The following is an 18421-nucleotide window of genomic DNA, read 5'->3' as shown; positions in this document are numbered from 1 at the left end:
CCGTGCAGATACTCCGTGGGGCCGGGGGCCTGAAGCCTGGCGTGCCGTGCGCCAGCCGCCGGTGATCACGGAAGACGGGGGACTGGACGGAAGCGAGTGCCACCCTCAGCTGAGGTCGCGTGTCTGCCAGCCGGGCGGGAGCTTGGGCAAGCCGATCAGAGCATCGATGCCGAGATGTTCCAGGAGTAGCGACTTGAGGTGGCGGCCGTCGATGAGCTCGACACGGTTTCGCGGCGCGAAGTCCCAACTGGCCTTTCCGAACCACGCAGTGGTGACCACGATGCCCTTCGAGGCGCTCTTGTCGTTCACGATTCCTGCGACCGACCGTACCGTCTCCGCGGAGACCACGTTCTTCGTGCGCTTGGCCTGGATGATGCACAGTCCACCGATGAGCGGTTCCTCGTTGACCGCGACGGCGTCGATGCCGTCGTCCCGGGACGCCTGGGTGACCCACGACTTGAGCCCGATCTTCTCGAACAGCCGCCGGATGAGGTGCTCGAAGTCGATCGGATCCATCGCCACCAGGTCGGGCCGGCTGTCGAGTCCTGCGACGACGTCCCGCTCCGGCGCGATCTTGTATCGAGTCAGGTCGAACGTGACGACAGGAGGAACCGGCTCGAGGTCGTAAGGGTGCTGGGAGACGATCGCGTTGAGATAGCGAAGACTGGCCACCGGATCGAGCTCGGGCTCGTCCAGGACCAGCTCGTCGAAGCCTTCCCGGCTCACCCGCACACTCACCAGACACGGCTCGATCGCCTGTCCCGTCGCGCGGTCCTTGGCGTGGACCTTCCCCATGAACGCGACCCCGTCCACCAGCGATGGCGGCGTCACAGCGAAAGCCTCGTCGATCGCCCGCAGCGCGAGACGGGCGACCAGATCCCGGTACAGAGCCCTGCACTCAGCCTCTTTGCGCGGCTGTGGGACCACAGATGGGGGAGCGGAGGCCTTGAACCGGTACTGCATGACTGAAGGAATCACTGCCTGTGCCGGCAGCTCGATCTCCAAAATCAGCTCCCGCGATTCCGGAGCGAACGCCGCCCTCCGCTCGCCACCGATCCCTGCCGGATACCCGATGGAACCAAGAGCCGCCTCCACACCGACCGCGAACCCATCAAGATCCCCATCGCTGAGCGTCTCCTCCACCTGCAGCCGCAGTCCGTGAAGCCCACCGGGCCGGGCGCCCAGAACGGAGGCCAAGGCCTCGATCCGCTTTTCGACGTCTGCGGTCCGCTCGGCGGCTTCCTGGCGCAGAGCCTCCACAGTCTGCTGCTTCGCCTGCCGCTCCGCCGCGGCCTGCTCACGGGCGTCGGCTCGCCGCTTCTGCTCAAGCTCCTTCGCCCGCGCCGCTTGCCGCTTCTCAAGGTCCCGAACGATCTGCTCGGCCTTGCGTGACTCGGCGCTCTGTTGTGCCTGCTTCTCCTTCTGAGCACGCACCCACGCCTGCGCCGCCTCGCGTTCCTCGCGGGCTTCTCTTCTGGCCCGCGCGGCGGCCTCACGCTCGGCAGCCCGGGCCTGACGGGCCAACTCCGCCTCAGCCCGCTTGGCAGCGGCAGCCTTCTCCTTCTTGCCGGCCTGGTATGCCTGCAGCAGCTGTGCCGCCAACGACTTCCTACGAGCCATGCCCAGCCCCCCGTCAAGGTCAAAGGGCAACAGATGCCCCATCACAGGAAAAGCAATCCCCGATGCGACAGTCATGGCCTGACTCGCTCGGAGCATGGCTGCTTTGGCTCGCGCCGCCCCGTACTCCTGTATGGGTGTCGGGCGGCGACATGAGAGGCCGTGGACTGTGATCCTCCGCCGGTTCGCGCTCGGCAGGCGACGGCTCCAGTGCACGATCCTCGCCGGAGTCCCTGGCGACAGCCAAGTCTCGGCCACCAGCAGACCCTGCAGCCGGAGCGACTGCCGACAGGCTGGCAGCACCCGGCACGATGAAGCCCTGTCACCGCTAGTAGCCGCTTGGCCAAGCCGTTTTGACGACAGAGGCGACAGAATTGAACGGCGGATCCGCATAGTCGGCCGCACCACGAGAACCCGTCACCGACAGTGATTCCGTCAAGTCTGAAGGTGACCAGGTAGGTGGGCGAGTGTTGGGCGGCTCAGGGACCGTGTTGCGCCCGGACGAGGAGCAGGGCGATGTCGTCATTGCGTGGTGCGGTGCGTTCTGCGTGGCGGAGGAGCAGGTCGGCGAGGGCATCCAGGCTCTGGTGGCCGGCTTCGGTGAGTTGCCTGGCCAGGTCGGTGGTGGCGTCGTCGATGTCGGTGCCGGGGGTTTCGACGAGTCCGTCGGTGTACAGGGTGAGTAGGGCTCCGGGCGGGAACGGGATGCTGATGGCCGGGTATTCCGCGTCCGGGTCGATGCCCAGGAGGAGTCCCGGGGGCAGGTCGAGCACGTCGGTGTGTCCGTCGCGATGGCGTAGGAGGGGCGGGGTATGTCCGGCGGTGGCGAGGTGTGCGCGGTGGTGGGCGAGGTCGAGGTGGGCGTAGAGGCAGCTGGTGAATAGGCCGGGGTCGAGGTCGGTCAGGAGGCGGTTGGTGCGGGCGAGGGCTTCACCGGGGGGTGTGCCGGCGGTGGCGTGGGCGTGGACGGCGGTGCGGACTTGTCCCATGAGGGCGGCAGCGTTCATGTTGTGGCCCTGGACGTCGCCGATGGTGGCGACCGCGGTGGCCGCATCGCAGCGGATGAGGTCGTAGAAGTCACCGCCGATGTCGATGCGACCGCCAGCCGCCTGGTAGCGGGCGGCGACGTCTATGCCGGGCATGGCCGGGAGTGTGTGGGGCAGCAGGCCGGTTTGGAGGGTGTGAGCGAGCTGCTGGTTGGTGTCGAACAGGCGGGCGCGGTCGAGGGCCTGGGCGATCAGCCCGGCTACGGAGGTCAGCAGGGCGCGTTCTGCCGGGGGGAAGGGGCGGGGGTGGTCGTAGGCGAGGACGAGAGAGCCGACGGTGCGACCGGAGGCGATCAGGGGCAGAAAGGCCCAGGCGGCCATCTCGTCCTGGTGCACGGCCGGAGGGTAAGCGCGCTTGAGGTCGGCGAAGGTCGCGAAGAAGCTGGGCCTGCCGGTTGCGAGGACGCGGGCGGCCGGGGTGTCGGAGGTCAGAGGTTCCGCGTCGAAGCGGTCCATGAGGTGGGCCGCATATCCGCGGTAGCCGGTGATGTGCAGCCTGCCTTCTTCCGCGGTCATCAGGGCGAGGGCTTTGGGTCCGAAGCCGGGGACAATCTGGTCGGCGGCCAGGTTGACCACATCGCCGACCCCGGCAGCCTCGGTGAGGGCGGCGGCCAGATGGGTGAGGTGGTACAGCGCCATCGCCCCCACCGGCCCCGCCGCTGATGGTGGGTGTTGCCCCTGGGTGGCGGGTGTAGCTTCTCCGGTCGCGGCGGGGGTGATCTGCACGCTGATGCCGCGGCGGTCCGGGTAGAGCTGGAAGGTCAGCGGCTGGTCCGGTGGGCGCACGGCGGTGAACGAGGTGGGCTGGCGGGTGACGACTGCGGCCCGGTAGCGGTCTTCGAAGACCGGTTCACGCAGCCACAGCAGCACCTCCCAGGGGCGCCTGCCGACCAGGGATGCGACCTCGGCGCCGACCATGTCGGCGCCGGCAGGGTTGATGAGGGTGATCCGGCCGTCGAGGTCCAGCGCGCAGCAGCCCACGGGTAGGCGCTCGGTGAATTCCAGAGCGGCCAGCGCCTCTGCCGGATCAACCTTGCGGGAGGGCGGCGGTGACAGCAGGCGGGGTTCCTCCGGCGGCACCAACGGCTGGCCCGTCTCGGCGGCGTGCTGCAGCATCTGCCCCGCGCGGTGGCAGCATGCGGTGATCGCCTCGCGCTCGCGCTGGCTGAGCTGCGGGGGATGCCAGACGGGCCACAGCAGGACGACACCACCCCACACCACGGTGGCGCTGGTGATGGGGGCGGCAGCCAGCATGAAGTCGTACGGCAGTACGAGCCCGAGCCGGGGGTAACGGCGCGCGACCTCTTCCTGACTGCCCAGCCACACCAGGCGCCGCTGACGTATCGCGTCCACCACCGGGATCGGCGCGTCGGCCGGGATCCGTGACCACGGGGCGGTGATCTGCAGTGGAGCACCAGAGGCCACGGCGAGGCGCAGCAGCTGCTCACCGGGCGCCCGGAGATAGAGCAGCCCAACCGAGGCGACCGTGTCGCGCATGACCTCCGCCAGGACGGCATCAAGCTCCTCCAGGCAGGCGGCGTCCTGGGCTGCGGCGGATTCGGCCGGATCGCGCATGCGCTCACCTTGGCCCGGTGCCGACGGAGGAGGATCCCCGTGTGCGCGCGAAGCGGCTGCGGGCGGCCGCCGCAGTGATACCCAGGGCAGCACCGACCTGCGCCCAGCTGGCTCCAGCGCGCCGGTCAGGCAGCACGCCGGCCCGCACGAGGTGTCTGGTCAAACCCGGGACCGTGGCGACGGTGGTGCCGTGCCGGCCCGCCGTACGGACCGCGAGCGCTTCCCGCGCACGTTGCGCCACTGCCTGGGCCTGAAGCAGCAGATCGGTGCCGGCCTCTGCCATCATGGCGCGGGCTTCGGCCGCCCGCTGCCACCGTCGCCGGGCCCGCCAGGCCGCCTGCCGGTGCGCGGGACGGCGGTGCCGGCGGTCACGAGCCATCGGCTCGAGCAGGGCACCGCACCGCTCACACCGAACGTCGCCCATATTCGGACAGTACGCCCGACGGTGGGTCACGGCATCCAGGAGGGACTGGCCAGTGACCTGCAGCGCAGCCTGTTCTGCCGGCGGCCGTGGTCACGGCGTCAGCGTGGAGCCGCCGACGATCGCTCCGTAACCGATGTGGGCGAGAACGGTGACCACGGGGGTGCCGGGCCCGTAATTGCGCATCAGGAAACCGGGCGGTTCCAGCAGCGCTGTCTGTGGGGCGCTGGTCAAGGGGCTGCCCATGCGCGGGTGGACGAGCGGCAGCAGGATGTTGACCAGTGCGGTGCCGGCGAACAGGCCGTGCACGAGACCGAACAGGGCGCCCAGCCACCAGCCGGCCCGGTCGATGGCGGCGAAGACGGCGAAATAGACGAACGCGAAGATCTGCCCGTTGAAGAAGTGCATCAGGTAGCCGAGGGCCTTGGCCCGAGTGCGGTTGACGGTCACCGCCGTGCCGAGGAGAAACGGCAGGTCCATGCGGGTCAGTCTCAGCTCACTGGCGGCGCGCAGTGCGGTGGTCAGGGCGAGTGTGCCGACGAAGGCCCCCGCGGCGGTGCCCCACGCGTTCACCGGGCCGTGTCCTTGCTCGCGGCGGTGATGGCGCAGGCGGCGCTGATCAGCGCCAGGTGGCTCAGGCCCTGGGGCAGGTTTCCCAGGAAGTCGCCGGTTGTGGGGTCGGTCTCCTCGCTGTAGAGGCCGACGTCGTTGGCCAGGCCGATCAGCTCGTCCATCAGCGCGATCGCCTGCGGAAGGCTGCCGGTGCGGGCGAGGGATTCGGCGAGCCAGAAGGAGCAGGCGAGGAAGGCACCTTCGCCGCCGGAGAGCCCGTCTTCCCCGGAATACCGGTCGACGTAGGGTCCGTGCCGGAGGTGGCGGTCCAGGGCGCTGATCGTGGCCCGTATGCGGTGACCGCCGCCGCCGTATCCGTAGAGGTGGCCCAGCAGGACGGCTGCGTCCAGGTCGTCACTGCCGGCGGCGCGAACGTAGCTGTCCCGGTCGGGTGAGAAGCAGCGGCCCTCGATGAACCCGGCGATCTCGTCGCGCGCGGCATGCCAGCGCTTGATGTGCCAGCTGGGGATCATGCCGCGTTCGGCGAGGTCGGCGGCGCGGTCGAGGGCCACCCAGCACATCATCTTCGACTGGGTGAAGTGCCGGGGCGGGCTGCGGACCTCCCAGATGCCCGCGTCCGGCGCCTCCCAGGCCGTGCACACGAGGTCGGCCAGCTCCGCCAGACGGCGGGCGACATCCCTGTCCAGCCCGCCCATGGCCTGGGCGTACTGCCAGGCCGTCTGCATCAGCTCGCCGTAAGTGTCCAGCTGGACCTGCCGGGCCGCGGCGTTGCCGATACGGACCGGCCCCGAACCGCGATAGCCCTCCCAGGACAGGGTCTTCTCCGGGGTGCGATGCCCGCCGTCCAATCGGTACAGCACGTTCAGACGGGGGTGGGTCAGCTGGGAAGCGTGCATCAGCCACCAGAAGTAGGCATGTGCCTCCGCCGGGCAGCCCAGCCGTAGGAAGGCGGCCAGGGTGAAGGCGGAGTCGCGCACCCAGGAGAACCGGTAGTCCCAGTTGCGCTCACCGCCGATCTCCTCGGGCAACGAGGCCGTAACCGCCGCCGCAACCGCACCCGAAGGGGCGTAGACCAGCAGCTTCAGCGCCAGCAGGCTGCGCATCACGGCCTGATACCACCGCCCGGTGTACAGCCGGTCATGCGCCCAGGTCCGCCAGGCCGCGCACGTCGCCTTCAGGCGCGCCTCGCAGTCGGAGCGGGTAGGGAGGACGAGCGGCTCCTGATGGGCGAACGGCATCGCAATCAGTGCGTGCCGACCCCCGGCGAGTTCGAAGTGCCCGCCGACGGCATCCTCCGCGCATATGGGCTCGCCGGCATCCCAGGCGCAGACCGCGAGCGCATCGTGTCCGGCTGTCGCCACCGGAACACCGGCACGTCGGGCGATCCGGGTATGGCGGGTGCCGTAGCCGAATCGGGGCTGCACGCTCCAGTGCAAGGGGACGGACCCGGAGAGTCCCTCCACACGTCGCAGCAGTTCCCGCATCGGCGTGAGCGTCGCTTCGTCGTGGAGCGTGAGGGCGTCTGTAACCCGGACCGTGCCCGTGTCGGTGCGGAAAGTGGTCTCCAGGACGTTGGTGCTGGGCAGGTAGCGACGCTCGCTCCGGTACGGGACTGACGGCGCGAGCGTGAACCGGCCACCGCGGGCGGCGTCCAGCAGAGCGCCGAATACCGAGGGCGAATCCAGGTCGGGCAAACCCAGCCAGTCCACCGCCCCGTCCCTGGCGACCAGAGCGGCGGTGCGACCGTCACCGATCACCGCGTAGTCCCGCAGCGGAGCGTAGGCACCAAACCGCGGGCCCCCGGCCGACGGGCTTGCGACGCTTCTTGTTTCCGTTCGACCGTTGATGCTTCCCATGACACCACCATCGCCTGCGGGCTGCTCGCCTGCCTGGTCCGCACCCCAACGGCACGGGGCTGGGGCCCCACACCACAGGCAGACGTGTGGAAAGCCCTCAGTCCAGCGGGGCCTTGCGGCACTGATGGCCGCAACAGATCGGCACTCAGCCTTACGGCCGCAGGAAGAGAGGATGGCGCAACTCGGCGCCCGACAATGACGCCGCGATTTGCCCGTCTTCCTGGGGATTCCCGCAATCGCCCCGGTTGCAGACCGCCCCGATCAGACCGCCGCTGACGCGCGCCCAGAGGTCAGATGGCTGTGGCATGCTCGTCTGCGTGATCGATACCCCGAACGATGGCTGGTCGTTCGCAACCGCGCGGGAGCCGGCCCGATTCGGCGCCTGCGAGGTGAACGACGTTCCCGGTGTTGAGCACGCGGTGGGCGCGCGCGGGACGCTGTGCGGCATGGCGGCGCGGCGCACAACCCGCTATCTGCACCTGTTCGTGCCCGATGCCCTGCAGTCGTGTCGGCGTTGTCGCCGGGAGGCAGACACCGTGCCGACACAGCCAAGCGCCCAGGAACGCCTTCATGGCCGAGTCCGGGCCGCAGTTCAGGGCAGGGCTCGCGACGACTTGCTGGCTGCTCTTCACAAGGGTGCGAAGGTTCGCTTGTGGATCAACGGCCCCTCCGCAGATCTGGCAAGGTTCTACGCGAGGCTCGATGAGCTGACCGACGGTGCAGGGCCCGCTGCCGAGGCATTCGCAGCCGCCACGACAGTCGGATTGGCGAGTGTTGAGGACGACCACTGGCGGTTCCTCGTTGTCCTGCCAGACGACGGCGGTCGTCCGCTCGTCGCGCGCGGACCACGCGACCTTCACTGATGCATTCGCGACCTTCTTCGGTTGAACGGGGCCAGGGGGTGATCAGCCCGGTCTCGGCCGGGCGGGCGTCGATGAGCTGGGGTCGGTCGTGTATCGCACTCCGATGTCATCACGGAGGAATCAAGGTCCGTCAGTACCAACGACAAGACGAGTTCAACCTGAGTAGTTCGGAGAAGCGCAGCTCCTGGCCGTCCAGCTCGCAGACCTTCTTGTAGCGGATCCGGCCGCCGTCGGCGGTGTGGATCTGCCGGAAGCTGATGTCATGCGACTCCGTCGCGGGTTCCAGGTGGATCGGGTTGCTCACCAGCCCGAAGCTGATGGCACCGTTCCAGATCGGCCGGGGCATCGACGCACCTCCCACAGGTCCCCGTGGGGCTTCCCAGCGTAGGACGGCTCTGCCTGGAGGGCTCGGCGGCCGGTGAGAACACCATCGTCGTCACGTGCGGAGTGCCAGCGGCCGGCCTGTGCACGCCCGGAGACGAGCGGTGGGCAGCGGCTATCCCGTGGCCTTCTCGTAGAGGCGCGCCGCCCATCCTCCCGTGATGGCTCCGCACACCCCGCCCAGGAGGGCACCGGCCCACCCGAAGGTGACGATCGCCGCATCGATGACAGGAAGGGGCCATTCCCACGGATCTGTGCCGTATTGCCCCCACGCGATCTCCACCCCGTATGCGCCGTGGCCGATCCCTACGGCGATGAAGGACCCGCCGAGGAGGCACGCGGTGGCGATGGCGAAGTGCTGAACGGGCCCTACCTTGAGCTTCCTGCTCAGGACGAAGACGAACAGGGCGACCCCGGAGGACCAGGCGAGCGTCGCCCAGAACACGCCGAACACGCCTCGCTGGGCGGCCACGTCGTCGGCCATGGCACCGGCGAGCACGGGACCGAGCAGCGTGAGCAGGGCCGGCCAGATCAGTTCGAGGAAGTGGTCCACCGCCCAGTCTGCGTACTTCTTCTCCCGGCGGACCCGGCCGAACTCGCCCCGCAGGGTGTCGGGCGATGGAGGCGAGGTCTGGGCGACTTGCGGAGGTGGCCTCAGGAGTCCGAGCCCCGAGCGGCTCAGCTGCTCGACCCGGCCGTCGGCGTGATGGATCTCGACGACCCCGCCGCCCAGGTACCCCGTCAATGCCAGCTCGGCAGCCCCCACGGCACTTCCGAGATCTCGATGTACCGACTCGGCACCCCCTTCACACAGCCGCCACGCTCCGCGGCCGTCCGCGATGACCTTGACTACTCGTCCTGTCGAGAATTGCGACATAACGATCACGCTCATTCCTGGGGAGTCGGCGTTCGAGCCGACGGCGATGAGGCTCTGGCAGCCGCTCAAGGGGACCGTCGGGGCTGGCAACTGTAGCTGCCAGATTCACCCATTTGCCGTCTTTATTTGTTACTTCTATGTCTCGCCCCATGTGCGTGGAGGTGGCCGACATCGCATGGCACTCCGCACCAGTGATCGCATCGGGCCGCGGCCGCTGCTCACCCGTTGGCGGACTACTGCCGCGTGGCTCCGGAACGCCGGCGCGGACCTGCGCTTCCGTCCGTGGGCCCATGCGGATCATGTTCATCGGCTGCCTCGTGGTGCTCCTCGGCGGTCTCAGCCACTTCACGGCGATCGGCCTGCTGCACCGGTGAGCCCCCGTGGCGGGCGGCTGCTTGCCCATCTTGATCGGCAGGCCCGGCTCGGCACCGCCGTGCCCTGTGCGCCGCGCCCGGCTACGCCCGCTTGCCGACGGCGCCACTCGATGTGACCTGTTTCACCCGTCAAAAATCCTTCGTTCCGCCCCACAACTAAGGCACAAGAAGCGGCACCCGTAGCCGCTCCCAAGGCCGCATTCAAGACCCGCCGACCAGCAAATGCACAGGTCAGGTCATTGAATGCGGCTCACCGCGTCCGACGCCACCGCCCGTGAGCGGCTGACCGGCTGGGAACTGGGCTCGGAGTTGGAGCAGGAGTTGGACGGCAGCGCCCGCAAAGCGCGGATTCTGGATGAGCAGATGCCGCCGGACACGGTGCGGGTGGCGACCGACGGACGGACCGTGGTCGACATAGCGCGCGAGGTCGTGAGCGCCCGAGCCGATGGCTGGCGAGCGCCTCCGGGTAGGTTCCTCGCCACTCAAGACCGAGTCCAGATGAGGATGGCGGCAACGTGGGGTGCGGCCTGGTAGGCGATGGCGAGCTCGTCCGTTCGCAGGGCCAGACCGCGCCACTGTTTGAGCCGGTTGATGCATCGCTCGACCGCGTTGTGCTGCTTGTACACCTCGGCATCGAAAGCCGGTGGGCAGCGCCGGCGCGGCCTCGCCGCAGACGGTGGCCGACCTGGTCGGACGGCTGAGGAATGACAGCGCGGATGCTCCGCCGACGAAGATGGGCCCGGATCGCCCGGGACGAATAGGCGCGTGGGCTAGAACGGCGTCCGGCCGGGTTCTCGGTCTTCCCGGCCCGTTTCGCGGGACGCGGATGCGTGCCATGACGGCTTTGAACACTGGCGCGTCGCCTGCCTGGCCTGCAGTGATTCGGAGGACCAAAGGGCGGGCGAGGCTGTCGCTGGCGAGGTGGACTTTCGTGCTCAGGCCGCCTCGGGAGCGTCCGTGGGCGTGGTTGTCAGGTTCGTCCCGGCCTGGAGCCCCCTCTTTCCTCGCGCCGGTGGCGTGCTCGTGGGCTCGGCAGACGGTGGGGTCCACCGAGACGGTCCAGCCGATGTTGGCGTCAGCGTCGGCTGCTGCCAGAACTGCGGCGAGGATGCGTCAGGTCCGTCCACGGGCCACCTGATCAGGCGCTTGTCGGCGGTCTGGAACGAGCCGAGCTCGTCCGGCAGGTCACACCAGGGCGAGCAGGTGCGGTACTTCCATGCGATGGCTTCCAAGGTTCGGCGGTGGTCGGCCCATCGCCGACCGTGGACCGGATCGGCCGGCAGCAGCGGCTCTATCCGGTCCCACATCGCATCAGTGATCACGGAGCTTCTTCGATGTGCCACCAATCGGGATGGGGTGTCAAGCGCAACGAGCGAGGCCCCCGGGCTGTTGATCGGGGTGTCTGATGTCTCAATCACGCAGCTCGGGGGCCTCGTTGGTCGTCCATCCTGCCGCACTTGACCTGTGGCACGCTGCCGATTGCGCGGCCCGGAACCCGTTCGCAGCTACTCCCTGTTCAGTGATCGCCGCCGCGATCTGATCTGGCGCGTCCTGTCGGGAGCCCCTCTGCTTCAACAGGATTTCATCAGAAAAGCAGCGTGCCACGACAGAGTCTGTCAGGCCCGTGAGTGCCGTGCGGTCAGGGATCCGTACCTTCATCGCCCGGCGTACACGAGCAAGCGACCGACCAGACAGATACGGCGTCAATGCCGCATCGAACCGGCGAAGACATCAGGGGCTCCGGGGCATGGACGAAGAGAACCAAGAGCAGTGGCCTCATGTGCAGGGCAAGGATGGACACCCCTGAGCCGGGTGCCCGCGGGGATGCACCGATAGATCTGCTGCCCCCGTGAGCGATGGCATAGCAAGCATCGTCGATGTCGGCACCTCGTCAGGCTGGTGCGGTCTCATCCGGTGTCTGCCGGACAATTCTGCGGCGACCTTTCGAGGTGATGTGATTCATTCATGTCATCTCGCCCTGTACTGCATTCATAGCGGGCCTCTCCACATGAGCGGCTGTACAGCCGGACCAAGGAGATTCCATTGCGTATTTCGATGTTCACTCGCAAGGCAGGAGCGGCCCTGGCCGTGACAGTCGCGCTCACGGTCACAGCTGCCGGGCCGGTCCACGGTGCGCCGACCCAGACCGCCGACCAGGTGATGCAGGATGGACTCAATGCGGCCGTGGCCGCCGGGTACCCGGGTGCCACGGCGCTGCTCCGCAAGGATGGAGCAAGCCAGTACCTGACAGCGGGTGTTGGCGACCGGGCCGCCCGGACGCCGACGGATCCGAAGGCGCAGGTGCGCATCGGGAGCAACACCAAGCCGTTCATCGGGGCCCTCACTATGATGTTGGCCGATCAGGGCGCGCTGTCGCTCGATGACACCGTGGACCGGTGGCTGCCGGGCGTGGTGACGGGGAACGGCAACGACGGCAAGAAGATCAAGATCCGCCAGCTGCTGAACCACACCTCAGGCGTGCCCGAATACCTCGACAGGGTCACCGTCGATGCCTACAACAACCCGAACAAGCCCTTCCCGCCCGCACAGTTGGTTCAGCTGGCCATGCAGCGAGCGCCGTTGTTCACGCCGGGCACGAGCGTCAAGTACAGCAACACCAACTTCATCCTGCTCGGGATGATCATCAAGTCGGTGACGGGCAACGAGCCGGCCGTCGAGGTGCAGAACCGCCTCATCGACCGGCTGGGCCTCACCGGCACGAGCTACCCCACGTCGGATCCGAAGCTGTACGGCAACCACGTCCGGGGATACGCCGTTCCCCTCTACTACTGGGGCGAGCGCCCCTACGTCGACGTCACCACCCTGAACGTCCAGTTCTCCGGTGCAGCGGGCGCGATGGTGTCCACCCTGGACGACTTGGCGGCTCTCCACGAAGCGCTGCTCGACGGCACCCTGCTATCCCCGGCGATGATGAATGAACTCAAGACCCTCGTCCCCTACCCCGACCAGTCCAACTTGTCCTTCGGGCTCGCCCACGAAGTGGTGAACGGACCGGGCACCTGCGGCAAGGTCTGGACGAAGGGGGGCGCCATCTACGGTTACTACACCGCCGTCCTCACCCGGGAGGACGGCGCCCAGGCCGCCGTCGCCACCAACCAGTACAACATGGCCGGCCCTGCGGGAGCGGGGGTGGCGAACCTGACCAACGCCGCCATCGACGCCCTCTGCGCCCTATGACGGTCATCCCGCACGCTTGACCCCGTATGGGCCTGACCCTTCGAAATGGCTCGTCGAATGCTCTCGACGGGCCGTGGGGCTTCACGCGACGCCCACCCAACGCGCTCAGCTCGCCTACCTCGGAGTGGAATGGGCCTGATCTGCGTGCGACATCGCTAGGCCGACTCGCCCAGCACCGTTCGCGGCTGCCGCACCGAGGCTCACGACGTACACCTCGTCGGTGAGGGGGTCGACGCTCGCCGGGTCCTGCCGGCACACTCGCCAGTCGTCGTACTCGCCCTCACGGGGGAGCGTGTCGTTGAGGTACGCGGCCTCGGCGTGCACATCACCCTCGGGTACGCCCGCGGCCGCCACCTTCGGGACGGCGGCGCGCCAGGTCAGCCCCAGGACGTCGGGCATCTTCGTCCACGGCACCATTTCGGTACCTCGCAGTCTTCCGTGCAGCGGAGTCTCGCGCGTTTGACGCTCTCACTACGGGCGCGCTGCCTGGGACACCTGGCTGGGAGGCTACCGAGCGGTCCGTCGTTGCGCTCCAGGAGTACGGCGAGGCGTGCGCCCGTACAAACGACGAGGCTGAGCGCGAGCCGTATCGAATGTCAGCGCGCGCCGCTCTCGCTGCTGTTCCGCATATCAACGCGGGGCGGGTGGAACTACTGATGCTGGACTGGGAACAGCCTGAGCTCGGCCCTCTGCGGGAGAGCCACAAAGCGGCGATCGACACAGCCATGGCATCTCTGATTCGGGAAGCCCGCTTGATGCTTCGGTCCCACGAGGAGCACTAGGCGGTGCCTTCAAATGATGCTGGTGGATCATGGTGTCGTGATACGTCGCCATGGACTGTCCGATGCTGAGTGGGAGTTCGTCCGGCCGCTGCTGCCCGAGTCGTTGCGGGGGCGGAAGCGGCTGGACGACCGCAGGGTCCTGAACGGGATCGTGTGGAAGTTCCGGACCGGTACGGCCTGGCGGGACGTGCCCGAGCGCTATGGTCCGTGGGCCACGCTGCATACGCGTTTTCGCAGGTGGGCGGCGGACGGGACGTTCGACCGGATGCTCCGGGCCGCGCAGGCGAAGGCGGACGCGGCGGGCGACATCGCGTGGCTGGTGTCGGTCGATTCCACGGTCGTCCGGGCCCATCTGCATGCGGTGGGGGCCCGAAAAGGGGGCTCCGCGACCCGGCCCTCGGCCGGTCCCGAGGCGGTCTGACCAGCAAAATCCATCTGGCCTGTGATGGGCGGGGCCAGCCGCTCGGCTCCGTCGTGACGGGCGGCAACACCAACGACTGCACCCGGTTCACCGCCGTGATGAAGCGATCCGGGTGCCCCGGATCGCACCGGGTCGGCCCCGAACCCGGCCCGATCGCGTCCTGGGCGACGAGGGCTACGGTTCGAAGGCGATCCGTGCCTGGCTCCGCCGTCGGGGCATAGCGCGCACGATTCCCGAGCGTGCCGACTAGGTCCGCAACCGAGTCCGGCGAGGCAGCCGCGGTCGCCGCCCGCCGGCCTTCGACCGCGAGGCATACAAGCACCGCAACGTCGTGGAGCGGTGCTTCACCCGTCTGAAGCAGTTCGGGGCATCGCCACCTGGTACATGAAGCAGCCGTCGCCCTCGCATCACTCCTGATGTGGGCGTGACATTTGACGACAGAACCTAGATGGCTGGCGGGCCCGGCCTGGGTCGGCGCGGCCCGCCAGCCGTTTACTGCTGTGGGGCACTCACCAAGCTTCGGGTAGGTAGGCGGACCGGATACCCAGCTGCCAGCCGTGCGCGAGACGAGCGAGGGCCGCGAGCGTGACGGCCCCCACCGGCAGCAGGCTCCTGACTGCTGGGTCGGCGCCAGCGCTCTCGCGGTGCGCGACGAGCCGTTCATCAAGGGCCTGCTCGAACGCGGACTGGTCGTCGTCGAGCAGGACACGCAGGAGACGCTGGTCCGGTGTCAGCATCCCGGCCGCATCGAGCTGCTCGGCCGTACGCGCCCGCTCGGCGGCGGCCGGCTTGACCAGCGGCACCGGGCCGGGGAGTGAGCCGGGGTAGCGCCCCTGCACGACTGTCAGGTAGCCGCACAGCGCGTCCATCTCGGCGAGGTCGGCCGGGTCGGACACCGACTCCCGCTTCGAGTACGGAACGCCGGCACGGATGGCGGGCGCATAGTCCTCGCGCAGCAGGGGGCCAATCACCAGGTTCCGCTCCCATATCAGTCCGCTGATCACTGACCACGCGAACGCGTCGGTCCACCTCCGCGCTGTGGTCGCCGGGTGGATCGGCTCCGATTGTTCCTCGTAGTGAAGTTCCTCGCTGCTGAGCGTCTCCCCTACGAGCGGGAGGGGGACCTCGAAATCACCGTCGGGGAAACACCCGAGGCTCAGCACGCCCAAGGAGCACTGAGCAGCCGTGATCAGGACGGTGCGCGAGTCGGGCGTACGGTCGAGGTCGTCGGGGTCGGCCGCGGTGCGCGCCGCGATGTGGTCGGCTAGTTCCTCGCCGAGCTCCGTGAGCCCGCGCCGCAGTGGCATGTCGCCATAGCGCATGTCGTGCCACTGGCCGTGGGCCCGACTCCATATGCCCTCCAGTGCATGTTCGATCCGCTGCTCTGCGACTGCGTGACGTGTCACTTCCTTGATCGTCATGCCTGCCATCCTGGCAGTGACCACCGACAGCGCGGTCCCACGCGATAGTTTAGGCGGAGCCGGTCCAGTGGGTACGGGCGGCAGTGGCGCAGAACCCCGGTCCGACTCCGCAAAGCAGTCCCTGAGCACCCGCAGGCGGAGGGTCATCACGCGTGCGGTCCAGGATCGTCAGCACGGCTGGCCCGCCGGTGTTCCCGTCCTCCTCCAGGCTCGTACGCGACTGGCGGAGGGCCTTCTCCGAGCACGCACCTGCCTCGACTACCGGTCAAGAATCTTGGGACTGCCGGTCGGCCAGGTGGGCGGCGGCCGCCTCCGGGCCGGCGAGCTCGCTTACACGAACAGAACGCGGCCGACTTCGTGGCTTCTCACACGAGTTCAGAGGTCGCTAGGTCAGGGTCGTGGACGGAGGGCGCCAGGGGGAGGGGGCGGCCGAGGATGTCGAGCACGAGTCGGCGGTGGGCGGCGTGCAGGGTGCGTTACGGCACTGGCTTGGTGCCGGGCGGCGGTGGCTCGACGCCGCCCCGGGGCCAGCCGGGTTTGATGGGGATCCATAGGTGTCCGGGGTCGGAGCCTGCCCGCAGGCCTCGCCGAGAGCGAAGCCGACTGGCGCGGCGACCTCATGCACACCACGACCGCCCTGGACGCAATCCGCGACAGCGGCCAGCTCTACGCCTCCTCCGGCTGCCTCGTCGCCGCCCTGTACTGCGCATCGCTCGTCCCCGTGCCGGTTGGACTGCGCCCGCACAACCTCGGCGCCTACCTCCTCGAGACCAAGCCCTACACCCGCACCCTCGTCATCACCGTCACCCCCGTCCCCGCAAGCGGCATCGACTACCTCCGCCTCGGCCGCTTCCACCTGAACGCCTACCTGCAGCACCGCAGCTTCCTCACCGAGACCGAAGACGCCCAGCTACGCGAGCGCGCCCAGCGGCAGATCCGCGCCACGGCCCCGCTGCTGGACACCCTGCTGGCCAGCGCCACCGGCCACCGGACCGCGCCGGAGCCCTTCCTGGACCAACTCGCCGCCACGATTCCCCGCATGCCGTTCCTGGGCTACCTGTACTTGCCGGACAATTCAGGCGATCCTGCCGAAGCTGGCGCTCCACCAACAGCCCATCCGAGTCGCCAACCAGCACCGACACCTCCACCTGACTTGCAACGATCAGCCGGAACCTCTCCAGACGGACCTCCGGTCATGCTCGACTTGCCCGATCACCTGTTTGCCCTGTCCCACAGACCAGGTCGAGACTTAATCCGCTTCGTCTGATGGCGCGAGCTCGGACAATGGAGTAGCTGGACGTAGCGACTCTCCGAGATCGAAGCAGGTTGCTGAGGCAATGACTGAAACGCCATCCACCATGCAGATGGTCACCTTTGCGGCCTGGCGGGACGATGCCCTTCCCACGGACAGCCCGGCTGATCGCCGCTACGTCACCCTGGCTGAGCTTCTGGTCCGACTAGGGAGTTACGGGCTCGGGCTGACATGGAAGGCTCGGATGTTCGACGAGCAGCCACACCCGGCGTTCGCTCGGATGCTGAAGGCTTCAGCAGGCACCGGAATCCCCACCCTTCAGTTGCTGGCCATGGACGCGTCCTACGTGCAGGCGATCGACGGCGACTTCGAGGGCTACGCGGGCAACGAACTCGTACTGACCCTGAGGGAGTTCGACAGTTCCAGCTGGGATGTCCGCACAGCCGACGCCTGGGTGCTGGGTGAGATCCAGCGGCGCTACCCCGACGCCAGGCCAATGACCGCAGACGAGTGGGACTCCACGAACTGATTCTTCGGAGGATGGAGCCACGGAGCCACCGGTCGTGCACGAGCTCTTCGTGCACCAAGGTGTCGTCGCACACGAAGCAACCATCAGAACCCAGGACACCGACACAGCCCGTGCCTAACTGATCGTTTCAGAATGCGGTTCGCAGGCGGCAGAGGCATATGAGGCTGCGGGCCAGTTCGAGCAGGCCCTGGTGGAGATCTGCGCGTCGTTCGTATGGGATGCGGAGCCGTTTGAACTGGTGCAGCCAGGCGAAAGCGCGCTCGACCACCCAGCGCACCTTGCCCAGTCCGGAGCCGTGGGCGACGCCCCGTCGCGCGATCAGTGGCTTGATGCCGCGCTTCCACAGCAGGCGGCGGTACTTGTCGAAGTCGTAGCCCCGGTCCGCGTACAGACGCCGGGGTTTGTGGCGGGGGCGTCCCCGCCGACCTCGAATCGATGGGACGGCGTTCAGCAGGGGCAGGAGCTGAGTGGCCGCGGGTGCCCGACCGGCAGGCTGTGTGCGGGATCCTGTTCGTTCTCCACACCGGCATCCAGCGGGAGTACCTGCCCCAGGAGCTCGGCTTCGGGTCCGGCATGACGTGCTGGCGTCGCCTGGCCGCTTGGAACGAGGCCGGCGTGTGGGACCGACTCCACGCTGTCCTGCTGACGAAGCTGCGGTCGGCGAAGCAGCTGGACTGGTCGAGGGCGGTGATCGACTCCAGCCACGTCAGGGCCGCCCGGCGCGGCCCAAAAGTGGGCCAAGCCCGGTCGACCGAGCACCTCCGGGCAGCAAGCACCACGTCTTCGTCGACGGGCAGGGCATTCCACTCGCCGTGTCACTGACCGGCGGAAACCGCTATGACGTCACCGAGCTGCTGCCTCTGCTCGCGAAGATCCCGTCCGTCGCCGGCCTCGTCGGCCGGCCGCGGCGACGGCCTGACATGCTGTTGGCCGACCGGGGCTACGACCACGACAAGTACCGTCGCCTCGTCTGGGCCCAGGGCATCAAGCCGGTGATCGCCCGCCGCGGCGTCCCGCACGGCTCCGGCCTCGGCGTCCACCGCTGGGTCGTCGAACGCACCATCGCCTGGCTGCACGGCTTCCGGCGCCTACGCGTCCGCTGGGAACGACGTGACGACATCCACGAAGCCTTCCTCGGCCTCGCCACCTGCCTCATCACCCACCCACATCCAACGCCTTTGTTAGGACCTCTTAGCCTCGCGCTTTCACGAAGCGGTCTGTCCAGCACGTGATCA

At 68.3% G+C, this 18421-nt stretch carries 11 protein-coding genes and 6 pseudogenes; 7 read left to right on the top strand and 10 right to left on the bottom strand.

Annotated features, from left to right (window positions below):
* Positions 1-105 precede the first annotated feature (105 nt).
* The 4 genes from ABZO31_RS00300 to ABZO31_RS00285 all read right to left on the bottom strand — a co-directional run bounded on the left by ABZO31_RS00300 (position 106) and on the right by ABZO31_RS00285 (position 7088).
* Positions 106-1695: a restriction endonuclease gene (locus tag ABZO31_RS00300; protein WP_406858767.1), complete on the bottom strand. Its 1590-nt coding sequence runs from the start codon at positions 1693-1695 to the stop codon at positions 106-108.
* Positions 1696-2096: 401 nt separating this feature from the next.
* On the bottom strand, positions 2097-4238 hold the full coding sequence (locus tag ABZO31_RS00295) for a SpoIIE family protein phosphatase (RefSeq protein WP_406858766.1): 2142 nt from the start codon (positions 4236-4238) through the stop codon (positions 2097-2099).
* Between the two features lie 514 nt (positions 4239-4752).
* On the bottom strand, positions 4753-5232 hold the full coding sequence (locus ABZO31_RS00290; protein WP_406858765.1) for a hypothetical protein: 480 nt from the start codon (positions 5230-5232) through the stop codon (positions 4753-4755).
* Positions 5229-7088 (bottom strand): glycoside hydrolase family 15 protein, encoded by a 1860-nt coding sequence (locus ABZO31_RS00285; protein ID WP_406858764.1) that lies wholly within the window; start codon positions 7086-7088, stop codon positions 5229-5231. Before ABZO31_RS00285 ends, ABZO31_RS00290 begins: the two co-directional genes overlap by 4 nt.
* 317 nt (positions 7089-7405) lie before the next feature.
* Here ABZO31_RS00285 and ABZO31_RS00280 point away from each other — a divergent pair, with 317 nt between their 5' ends.
* Positions 7406-7951 carry a hypothetical protein gene (locus ABZO31_RS00280; protein WP_406858763.1) on the top strand — a complete coding sequence of 182 codons (546 nt, stop codon included), beginning with the start codon at positions 7406-7408 and terminating at the stop codon, positions 7949-7951.
* A 163-nt stretch (positions 7952-8114) separates the two neighbouring features.
* On the opposite strand, the pseudogene ABZO31_RS00275 reads toward ABZO31_RS00280, so the two are convergent.
* Positions 8115-8297: pseudogene (locus tag ABZO31_RS00275) on the bottom strand (Ku protein); the annotation flags it as partial.
* A gap of 150 nt (positions 8298-8447) precedes the next feature.
* Positions 8448-9224 carry a hypothetical protein gene (locus tag ABZO31_RS00270; protein WP_406858762.1) on the bottom strand — a complete coding sequence of 259 codons (777 nt, stop codon included), beginning with the start codon at positions 9222-9224 and terminating at the stop codon, positions 8448-8450.
* 608 nt (positions 9225-9832) lie between these two features.
* On the opposite strand from ABZO31_RS00270, the pseudogene ABZO31_RS00265 reads away from it, so the two are divergent.
* Positions 9833-10117, top strand: a pseudogene (locus ABZO31_RS00265) (hypothetical protein); the annotation flags it as partial.
* Here the strand turns inward: ABZO31_RS00265 and ABZO31_RS00260 are convergent.
* Positions 10066-10890 (bottom strand): annotated as a pseudogene (locus ABZO31_RS00260) (IS5 family transposase). The pseudogenes ABZO31_RS00265 and ABZO31_RS00260 sit on opposite strands and share 52 nt — an antisense overlap.
* A gap of 781 nt (positions 10891-11671) precedes the next feature.
* Here ABZO31_RS00260 and ABZO31_RS00255 point away from each other — a divergent pair.
* Positions 11672-12781 (top strand): serine hydrolase domain-containing protein, encoded by a 1110-nt coding sequence (locus tag ABZO31_RS00255; protein ID WP_406858761.1) that lies wholly within the window; start codon positions 11672-11674, stop codon positions 12779-12781.
* Between the two features lie 114 nt (positions 12782-12895).
* On the opposite strand, the gene ABZO31_RS00250 is transcribed toward ABZO31_RS00255, so the two are convergent.
* Positions 12896-13198: a hypothetical protein gene (locus tag ABZO31_RS00250; protein ID WP_406858760.1), complete on the bottom strand. Its 303-nt coding sequence runs from the start codon at positions 13196-13198 to the stop codon at positions 12896-12898.
* Positions 13199-13600: 402 nt separating this feature from the next.
* Here ABZO31_RS00250 and ABZO31_RS00245 point away from each other — a divergent pair.
* Positions 13601-14354 (top strand): annotated as a pseudogene (locus ABZO31_RS00245) (IS5 family transposase); the annotation flags it as partial.
* Between the two features lie 139 nt (positions 14355-14493).
* Here the strand turns inward: ABZO31_RS00245 and ABZO31_RS00240 are convergent.
* A complete protein-coding gene (locus ABZO31_RS00240) occupies positions 14494-15405 on the bottom strand; it encodes an immunity 49 family protein (RefSeq protein ID WP_406858759.1) in 912 nt (303 codons plus the stop codon).
* A 619-nt stretch (positions 15406-16024) separates the two neighbouring features.
* Here ABZO31_RS00240 and ABZO31_RS00235 point away from each other — a divergent pair.
* Together ABZO31_RS00235 and ABZO31_RS00230 are read left to right on the top strand one after the other, a co-directional pair.
* Positions 16025-16672, top strand: a complete 648-nt coding sequence (locus ABZO31_RS00235; protein ID WP_406858758.1) for a hypothetical protein — start codon at positions 16025-16027, stop codon at positions 16670-16672.
* A 91-nt stretch (positions 16673-16763) separates the two neighbouring features.
* A complete protein-coding gene (locus ABZO31_RS00230) occupies positions 16764-17186 on the top strand; it encodes a hypothetical protein (RefSeq protein ID WP_406858757.1) in 423 nt (140 codons plus the stop codon).
* A 127-nt stretch (positions 17187-17313) separates the two neighbouring features.
* On the opposite strand, the pseudogene ABZO31_RS00225 reads toward ABZO31_RS00230, so the two are convergent.
* Positions 17314-17658: pseudogene (locus tag ABZO31_RS00225) on the bottom strand (transposase); the annotation flags it as partial.
* A 2-nt stretch (positions 17659-17660) separates the two neighbouring features.
* On the opposite strand from ABZO31_RS00225, the pseudogene ABZO31_RS00220 reads away from it, so the two are divergent.
* Positions 17661-18418: pseudogene (locus ABZO31_RS00220) on the top strand (IS5 family transposase); the annotation flags it as partial.
* Between the last annotated feature and the right edge of the window lie 3 nt (positions 18419-18421).

Source organism: Streptomyces solicamelliae, from assembly GCF_045348655.1.
In the GTDB taxonomy this organism is placed as follows: Bacteria; Actinomycetota; Actinomycetes; order Streptomycetales; family Streptomycetaceae; genus Streptomyces; species Streptomyces solicamelliae.
This window is presented reverse-complemented; position numbering and strand designations above follow the sequence as displayed.

What these genes read in the sequence shown, in the direction of transcription:
- ABZO31_RS00300 (WP_406858767.1), bottom strand. Translation starts at nt 1,695, where the DNA reads ATGACTGTCGCATCGGGGATTGCTTTTCCTGTGATGGGGCATCTGTTG.
- ABZO31_RS00295 (WP_406858766.1), bottom strand. Translation starts at nt 4,238, where the DNA reads ATGCGCGATCCGGCCGAATCCGCCGCAGCCCAGGACGCCGCCTGCCTG.
- ABZO31_RS00285 (WP_406858764.1), bottom strand. Translation starts at nt 7,088, where the DNA reads ATGGGAAGCATCAACGGTCGAACGGAAACAAGAAGCGTCGCAAGCCCG.
- ABZO31_RS00270 (WP_406858762.1), bottom strand. Translation starts at nt 9,224, where the DNA reads ATGAGCGTGATCGTTATGTCGCAATTCTCGACAGGACGAGTAGTCAAG.
- ABZO31_RS00250 (WP_406858760.1), bottom strand. Translation starts at nt 13,198, where the DNA reads ATGGTGCCGTGGACGAAGATGCCCGACGTCCTGGGGCTGACCTGGCGC.
- ABZO31_RS00240 (WP_406858759.1), bottom strand. Translation starts at nt 15,405, where the DNA reads ATGACGATCAAGGAAGTGACACGTCACGCAGTCGCAGAGCAGCGGATC.
- ABZO31_RS00235 (WP_406858758.1), top strand. Translation starts at nt 16,025, where the DNA reads ATGCACACCACGACCGCCCTGGACGCAATCCGCGACAGCGGCCAGCTC.
- ABZO31_RS00230 (WP_406858757.1), top strand. Translation starts at nt 16,764, where the DNA reads ATGCAGATGGTCACCTTTGCGGCCTGGCGGGACGATGCCCTTCCCACG.